The organism is Streptomyces sp. NPDC007095 (assembly GCF_040634475.1).
Lineage (GTDB): Bacteria > Actinomycetota > Actinomycetes > Streptomycetales > Streptomycetaceae > Streptomyces.
In genome coordinates, this window is sequence record NZ_JBEYFS010000357.1 from 1 (window position 1) to 7957 (window position 7957).

Below are 7957 nucleotides of genomic sequence, written 5' to 3' on the forward strand. Positions count from 1 at the left end.
CCTCGTACTGGACGTACTTGGGCTTTCGGCCGGTGCGGCGAGAGTGCGTGCCGGGCGTCGCGACGGGGCGAACGTTGCCTGTTGCGGCACTAGCAATCTTCGTCACAGCGCCGAGGCGTTCACCGGCTGCGGCTGGCCGTCGAGCCCCGACGCCAGCAGCTTGGCGCGCAGCGTCGGCGAGCTGACCTCGGCGAAGGGCCGCCACTGGGCACCCGCGATCTTCTCGTCCTGCAGAACGAGATCGGGCTGCTCCTCGGCCAGATAGAACCCGAACCTGAGGTCGTAGTGCCGGTGCGCCGGCTCCCCTTGTTCCGGGCGGGCGTCGATGTCGTGATAGTCGATGTCGACCGGGATGCCGAGGAGCGGACGCCGGCTGGAGCGAGCAGCGCACGCTCCAGCTCGGCAACGACCACGTCGTGCTCCACGCACGGCACGGCCGTGCCCTGACCAGCCAGCACGTTTTTCTCCCGGCCGCCGACAGCAGCCCGGCCGGCGCCTGACACGACGAATCGAGGACGCAATGCGCACGCTGAACAGCTACGACGACTTCACCCCGCTGAGCGAGATCATTGTGGGGTCCGCGGAGAACTACGTGGGGCACGACCGGGACCGCACCTTCGAGTTGTTCTTCCACGAGGCCATCGGCGGCTACCGCTCCGACTGGGCCTATCCGCGCCTGGCCGCCGGCGGCAGCGAACAGGCCGAGACCTGGAAGATCGGCAAGCGGTACACGGAGGAACTCCACGAGGACGTCGAGAACCTCGCCGCCACGCTCACCTCGCTCGGCATCACCGTGCACCGGCCGCTGCCGCTGCCCGCAGACGCCTTACCGATCGCCGGGCTGGGCTGGCAGGCCGCCCCGGCCCCCGCCCTCAACGTGCGGGACAACACCCTCGTCCTCGGCGACGAGATCATCGAGACGCCGCCGGCGGTCCGCTCCCGCTACCTGGAAACCCGGCTCCTCAGCCAGGTCTTCCGCTCCTACTTCGACACCGGCGCCCGCTGGACGACCATGCCCCGCCCCGTCCTGACCGACCGGTCCTTCGACCTGAGCTACGCCCAGTCCGCAGCCATCACCCTGGGCGAACCGACCGAGCCGATCACCGACCCACAGCCCAGCCCGTACGACGTGGGCGTGGAGATGATGCTCGACGGGGCGCAGGTGCTGCGCCTGGGCCAGGACCTGATCGTCAACGTCGCGCAGGACAACCACCGGCTCGCGGTCGACTGGCTGAAGCGGCACGTGGAGGGCCGCTTCCGCGTGCACACCGTGCACCGGATGGCCGACAACCACATCGACTCCATGCTCCTGGCCCTCAAGCCCGGTGTGTTCCTCGCCCGGCACGCCGGGCTGCGCGAGATGCTCCCCGCGCCCTTCCGGACATGGACGTTCATCGTGCCGCCCGAACCGGAGTCCGGCCAGTTCCCCGTCTACACAGACTCCGAGCTGCTGCTGACCAGCCCGTACATCGACATCAATGTGCTGTCCCTGGACGAGGAGCGGGTGCTGGTCAACGCCGACTGCCCCGGCCTGGTCAAGACCCTGGAGAGCGAGGGCTTCACCGTGATCCCGGTCCAGCACCGGCATCGCAGGCTCTTCGGCGGCGGATTCCACTGCTTCACCCTCGACACGCGCTGCGCGGGCGGCCTGGTGGACTACCAGTGAGCGTGCCGGTCCTGCTGCTGGAGGCGGCCGGCCCCGAGTCCGAGGCACTCGCCCGGACCGCGGCCGCCTCTGGCCACCCAGTGCACGCCGTCACGGACGCCACCACCCGTGCCAGCTACTCCGGCGAGCTGCGCCAGCTCCTCGCGGGCTGTCTCGTCACCGACTTCACCCGGCCCGGCCAAGCCGTCGCGGACATCACCGGCTACGGGCGCCGGATCGGCGTGAAGGCCCTGCTCACCGTCAACGAGTACCTCACCGAGGTGGCCGCCCGGTCGTGCGCGGCCCTCGGCCTGCCGGGCAACGATCCCGAACGCGCCGCCGCCGCACGCAACAAGGCCCTCATGGCAACCGCGTTCGAAGCCGGCCACGTCACCATGCCCCGCACCAAGGCCGTCGCGGACCTGCGTGAGCTGCGGGGCCTGCACGAGGCCGGGGTGGTCGGCTTTCCGTGCTTCGTCAAACCGGCCGACGGCGCCGGATCGGCCGGCGTCACCGTGGTCGCCGGTCCCGAAGAGCTGGAGCCGGCCTGGCATGCCGCCCGGGCGGCCAGGGTGATGTACGGCATGCCGCGCGATGAGCGCGTATTGGTCCAAGAACACGTCCAGGGACGTGAGTTCAGCGTTGAGTCCGTCACCCAGCACGACGTCACCACCCATCTGTGCATCACCCGCAAGCACACCACCGGCGGCATCCACCGCGTCGAACTGGGCCACGCGCTGCCCGCCCGCCTGCCCGCGGCCGCCGAGCGGGCCTTACTCGAACAGGCCGGACGGGCGATCGCCGCGGTCGGCGTCCGCAACGGCGCCGCCCACACCGAACTCGTCCTCGGCCCCGACGGCCGGTGCACGGTCCTGGAGCCCGCGAAGGCAGCAGCCGCAGCCGCTTCTCGCGCCGACCCTGCACGCTGGACGGGATCGGGCTATGCGTCGGGGCGCTCGCGTAGGTCGACGAAGGACCGCAGCCGGACGTGCCCCGGCAGCGGCTGCGGGTGTGCTGTTCACTGTCGAACCACCGGACTCCGGAAGCCTGATCGACAGGCACGTCGGCCATGAACTGGGCGATGTCGACGAAGTAGGCGTGATCTTCGTCGGACGTCTGTTCTCGTAGCCGGGCGAGCGAGCTGGTGGGCGAGGTCGATTTCCGCGGGGCCTCGACTCCCCACCGGCCGGGGTCGGCCGGCTGGAGGGGCGCCGACGCGCGGTGAACATGCCGGGCCGGATCGCCGAGTGCCGGTGCGTCTCGACGATCCATGCTGCGTACTCGAAGCGGTCCAGCGCGATCTCCGCCAGGAGTTCGGTGGCCAGCGGCCCGATCAGCTCGTACGACGCGGGGCGGGCCACCCCGCCGGAGTCTGGCGCCTATCTCAACTTCGGCCTCGTGATGCAGCGAACCGGGCAACTGTGGATGTATGACGTCCGATTGGAAGTGGTCAGCGACGACGTACCTGTGACTGACTTCTTGGCGATGCTTCCTCTTCACCCCACCAACATGGACTTCGAGGATGGCACAAACTGATCTAGGTATTCCCTTGCTGATGATCTACGTGTCACTGCGCTGAACGATTGCATGACCACGCAGGTCAGGGCGCGCGACCCCACGACATCGTGCGGCGAAGCTCGGTAACACATGGGAACGCTGTCCGCGGAGTGCCTCCCGTTCTCGTGAACATCGCCCCCGGCGACAGTACGGCAGCTGAGATAAGCCGCCAGGCCCACTGCTGAGCCCGGCCAGCCCCGCGTCGAGTTCGCGACTGGAGCAGCCGTGACGGCCGCGTCCGCGGACGGACGTCGGGAAACAAACTCGTTTCCATGAACGCATAACGTGATCATCTTCGCTTATTGTGACTTTTCATGTGTTGACGCTCGCCGTGGTGATTCTCAGGCTGGTAGGCGGGGCGGGTGGAAGGGACTGCGGTCGTGAGTGGTGGGCAGAGTGGACTTCCCTGGTTGCTGACGGCAGCGGAGACGGCGGCGCCGGTGGACGCCGTCGACGTAATCGCGGAGGACCTGCGGCGGCGTTTCGAGGCCACGAAGGTCTCTTTCCTCATCGTGGACCTGACGGGGAAGGCGGTGGCGCGGCTGTCCACCGCCCCTGCGGAGGATGGGCGAGAGGCGGAGCGGATTCCCTTGTTCGGCAGCGTCTATGAGGAGGTGATCCGTACCCAGCGGCTGTGTCAGGAGGCGACCGGTCAGGGACAGCGGGTGATCGTGCCGGTCACCAACCGGGGGGATGCGATCGGGCTGCTGGAACTGCTCCTGCCGGCCGACCCCTGCGAGGACGTCCTTGATGAGGTCGGGGAAGCCGCCCACATCCTGGCCTACGTCGTGATCGCCAACGGGCGCTTCACCGACCTCTACACGTGGGGCAAACGTTCCAGGCCCCCCAGCCTGGCAGCGGAAATCCAGTACCAGCTGCTGCCCCCGTCGCTGTCGTGCGAGGCCGCGCAGTTCACCCTGTCCGGGAGCCTGGAGCCCTCCGAAGACCTCAGCGGCGACACCTTCGACTACACCCTGGATCGCGACACCCTCCATGTCTCGGTGACCGACCCCATGGGCCACGACATCGATGCCGCTCTAACCGCCACGGTCCTAGTGAGCGCCCTGCGCGGCGCCCGCCGCGCAGGAGCCGACCTGGCTGAACAGGCCCACCGGGCCGACCAAGCGCTGGTCGACCACGGCCACGGTCACGCCACCGGGCAGCTGCTGCGCATCAACCTCCACACCGGGCAGGCCCACCTCGTCAACGCCGGTCATCCCTGGCCACTGCGCATGCGCGAGGGCGCCGTGGAGGTGATCACCTGTGAGGTGGACCATCCCTTCGGGCTGTCCGAGTTCGCGACCCGCCCCTACCGCGTTCAGGACCTCGATCTGCGCCATGGTGACCGTCTGCTCATGTTTACCGACGGCATGCTCGAACGTCACGGGGAGAAGGTCGACCTGCCCGCCCTGCTGGAGCACACCCGGGGGCTGCACCCGCGGGAGACCGCGCTGATGCTGACGTCCGCAGTCCGGGATGCTGCCGGCGGCCGGCTCGAAGACGATGCCACCGTGATGTGCCTGGACTGGCACGGCCCCGAAGAGACACAGCGGCACGTCAGTTCCGGCGCGGACACTCGGCAAGCCTCAGCCAGCCGCACAAAGCAGCAGCCGTGACCAGAGTGCTCTCCTGGACGGTGCCAGGCGGCCGCTGAGTAGCTCTCGCGTCGCGCCTCTTCCCGGAAGCCCGAGCTCCCGCCCTTCCCCAGCCGCTACGGGCGGCCCCGGGACCTACCCGAATGAGACATCACGAGGTGTCTGGAGAACCGTCCCACTTCGGCTCCGCGGCCCATCCAGTGGGCAAGTCAGGGCTGTTCACGGCCACGGTGAGCATCGGCTCGGGCAAGGACCACGTCATGCTGCTAGGCCTTCCACGTAGCCCGGGAAAACTCCGTCGTTGCTCACCGCCGGGCCCCATACGCTGGGCGACGCGTCTGCACCGAAACTCCACCACTCAGAGCTACCTGGCACGATTCGGACGAGGCGACATGGTCAGGGTGAGGCGCCGGTGCCCGCCGAAGACCCACCTCGCCAACATCAAGAACATCGCAGCCGAGATCGGCCCCGCCGCGCGACGGCTGCCCGCCGGTGGCGCTGGTGTTCACCAAGAACGTCGGGAAGCTCGCTATGCAGACCCGCATGAGCGAGGTGGGCGAACTCGCCCGCGGCCACTGGCGCGGGGAGTGGAACGGCGACTACGCGCCCGAGGGCGAGCGGCCGGACGGCTACCGCGACTACAAGGGCACGGTGCCGCTGCTGGCGACCACGTTGCGCCTGCTCGCTGCGAACGGCCCGCACGGGCCGGTGTGGTGGCGCTACGGCCGTACGGCCTGGCAGACCCTTGGCGATGCCCTCGACAACCCCGACGTCTACCGCGCCTACTCGGTGCGTGACCAGGCCCGCCGCCCGGCGCGGGAGGCCGAACCCGAGCGCGCCCGGCGCGAGCGGGAAGAGGAGCGCCGCCGGCTGGAGGCCGGGACGTGGGTCTGCCCGACCTGCCAGCGGTATGTGTACCCCGATGACGGCCTGACGCCTGGCGGCGAGTGCCGCCCCTGCCTCAACTACCGTGAGCGCGCCGCTGCCGAAGCCGTCCAGGAGCAGCCCGAGCAGCCGCCGTCCGGCGGAGGCGTCTTCGGCCGACGCCGCCGCACCTGACGGCGTGCCCTGCGATCCGTAGGCAACCACCCCTTGTTCATTCGTTGTTTCTCAGGCGAGCCGCCCCTTGTCGGCCCCCAGCCGCCGTGTTCACCCTCTTGACGCGCTGGGGGTTTAGCGGCGTAGTGCCTTGCGCTGTGACAGGACCGCAGGGCGCGGATGGCCCCTGCACGCGGCGCCCTGGGCAGGTGCAGCCATCCCGCTTGCCATGCGATCTTCCGGCATCCGCGCAGGTCACCATGCCCGTTGAGGTGTGGTCTGGGTGCTGCGGCATCCCCCTCAGAGCACCCTCACGAACTGCCCCGGCCTGGAAGAGAAGGAAGGGTGGGAGGGAAGCGGGCGGGGCGTGGGGAGCGCCTCCGCGGGATCGGGGCGTCGGCCGTTGTGCTCGCGCGCGTCGGCGGGGCCGCGCGCGGCCGGGCAGCGGGGGCTCCGGCGCCCGTTGCCGATGGGCTGGCTGGGTGAGCTGATCGGGGTGTCGGCGGTGTGTGGGAGGGTTCCTGGCATGCGTAATGAGCTTCCGTTGACGGTGATCGGGAATCTTGTGGATGACCCGGAGTTGCGGTTCACGTCTGCGGGGGTGCCCGTGGCGCGGTTCACGGTGGCGTCGACTCCGCGGGTGTTCGACCGTGATACGAACGCGTGGCGGGACGGGGAGCCGACGTTCATGGACTGCAGTGCGTGGCGGCAGCTGGCGGAGAATCTGGCGGGGTCGGTGTCGAAGGGGTCGCGGGTGGTGGTGGCGGGCGCGCCTCGCTGACGGCGGGGGAGCGTAACAGCGAGGCGCGTGATCACATGGTGACAGTCGGTTGTCGAATTTCGCCAGTAAGGCTACTGCCGTGTGCGGGCGGAGGCCGGCTGGGATTGGTGGAGAGGGTCTGAGTTGTGGTCGATGCGCGGTGGCCCGCCAGGCCGTCCGCACTGCCGCGCCCCTGCCGCCCGCCGATCCGCCGGCGGACCCCACGGCCGGCGCGTTGCGCCACGTCGTTGACGAGCTGTTCGCCAGCACGTACGCGATCGGGGAGTTGATGCTCGAAGTCGCGCGTGGAGCTGCGCGGCGACGGTCCGATCGCAGGGGGCTGGGCCAGCGGGTCCTTTCGCCGCGCGCGCCTTTGGTAGGGCAGACACGAAGAGGGCCCACGGAATAAGTAGATATCCGACATCGACCGTAGCCACCAGTGCCGGTGCTGCAACGACTGGGGAACCCTCGTGGCCCCCGACGGCCACGGCTTGATCATGTGCCCCGATTGCCGGACGACGGTGACAGGCCACGCGGGGAATCAGCGCAGCGGATAGTGCTCGCTGCGCTGATTCCCGCAGTTCTGCGGCGGCCGCCTGCTGGTGGTCAGCTGGCGCGGGACTGCATGAACGCCTCGTGCGCTTGCTCGAGAACCGTTCGCCATGAGGTGACGTCCGGGCGACGGCGCAGCAGTGCTCTGCGTTCGCGTTCGGTCATGCCGCCCCACACCCCGAACTCGATGCGGTTGTCGAGGGCTTCGGCCAGGCACTCGGTACGCACCGCACACCCACCACACACCGCTTTGGCCCTGTTCTGCCGGGCACTTTGGGCAAACAGCTCGTCCGGGTCGCTATCCCGGCACGCGGCGCTTTCGATCCATTGGGTGCTGGCCACAACAGCCTTCTCCCTTCACGCTGAGCAAGAACTGTGCCGGGCTTGCCGCGCATGGTTCCCTGGCGCTTCACCGAGACCAGGCGTTGGTGGGCCCGGAATCCGGGGTGGCGTGCCGTGTATCGCCGTCACGCGATACACGGCACACCGTGCCGTGAAGCGATCATCACTCTATCGGCCCATCTGGGTATCCATCGCGGGTCCTCCGGGACCGTTCGGCGCCGCGGTCGGCCGGGACGGGGTGAGGGACTGAGTGTGGCTGACGCGGTTGCCCTGGCGGCGGTTTGCGCGTGTCGGCGGGGCCGTGCGTGGCTGGGGCGGGGTGTGGTGTCCGCGCAGCATTTGCGCGGCCGGGCGGGAGGAGGGGCTGGCGGCGTCGGGGTCGATGACGCACACCGTGCCCAGCACGGTGCCGCTGTCGTGGATGAGCGGGGCGCCGAAGTAGGAGCGGATCCCGACCGCGTCGACCAC

General features: G+C 69.4%; 7 protein-coding genes and 2 pseudogenes. 6 read left to right on the forward strand and 3 right to left on the reverse strand.

The features are described 5' to 3' along the window. Positions 1–102: 102 nt before the first annotated feature. Positions 103–429: a hypothetical protein gene (locus ABZ656_RS54480; protein WP_360279691.1), complete on the reverse strand. Its 327-nt coding sequence runs from the start codon at positions 427–429 to the stop codon at positions 103–105. Positions 430–520: 91 nt separating this feature from the next. Between ABZ656_RS54480 and ABZ656_RS54485 the strand changes: the two genes are divergently transcribed. The 6 genes and pseudogenes from ABZ656_RS54485 to ssb form a co-directional block, all read left to right on the forward strand. Further along, the gene (locus ABZ656_RS54485; protein WP_360279694.1) at positions 521–1666 is read left to right on the forward strand and encodes a glycine amidinotransferase; all 1146 of its coding nucleotides are present in this window, start codon (positions 521–523) and stop codon (positions 1664–1666) included. Beyond that, positions 1663–2718, forward strand: coding sequence for an ATP-grasp domain-containing protein (locus ABZ656_RS54490; protein WP_360279697.1), 1056 nt, complete (start codon positions 1663–1665; stop codon positions 2716–2718). Before ABZ656_RS54485 ends, ABZ656_RS54490 begins: the two co-directional genes overlap by 4 nt. Before the next feature lie 148 nt (positions 2719–2866). Continuing rightward, the gene (locus ABZ656_RS54495; protein WP_180362317.1) at positions 2867–3181 is read left to right on the forward strand and encodes a hypothetical protein; all 315 of its coding nucleotides are present in this window, start codon (positions 2867–2869) and stop codon (positions 3179–3181) included. 461 nt (positions 3182–3642) lie between these two features. Beyond that, complete coding sequence (locus tag ABZ656_RS54500) at positions 3643–4818, forward strand: PP2C family protein-serine/threonine phosphatase (protein ID WP_360279704.1); 1176 nt, start codon at positions 3643–3645, stop codon at positions 4816–4818. A 480-nt stretch (positions 4819–5298) separates the two neighbouring features. Further along, positions 5299–5856, forward strand: coding sequence for a hypothetical protein (locus ABZ656_RS54505; RefSeq protein WP_129592234.1), 558 nt, complete (start codon positions 5299–5301; stop codon positions 5854–5856). Positions 5857–6361: 505 nt separating this feature from the next. After that, positions 6362–6613, forward strand: a pseudogene (gene ssb, locus ABZ656_RS54510) (single-stranded DNA-binding protein); the annotation flags it as partial. Positions 6614–7201: 588 nt separating this feature from the next. Here ssb and ABZ656_RS54515 read toward each other — a convergent pair. Both ABZ656_RS54515 and ABZ656_RS54520 read right to left on the reverse strand, forming a co-directional pair. After that, positions 7202–7489, reverse strand: a complete 288-nt coding sequence (locus tag ABZ656_RS54515; protein WP_360279701.1) for a WhiB family transcriptional regulator — start codon at positions 7487–7489, stop codon at positions 7202–7204. Positions 7490–7657: 168 nt separating this feature from the next. Next, positions 7658–7957, reverse strand: a pseudogene (locus ABZ656_RS54520) (hypothetical protein); the annotation flags it as partial.

What these genes read in the sequence shown, in the direction of transcription:
- ABZ656_RS54485 (WP_360279694.1), top strand. Translation starts at nt 521, where the DNA reads ATGCGCACGCTGAACAGCTACGACGACTTCACCCCGCTGAGCGAGATC.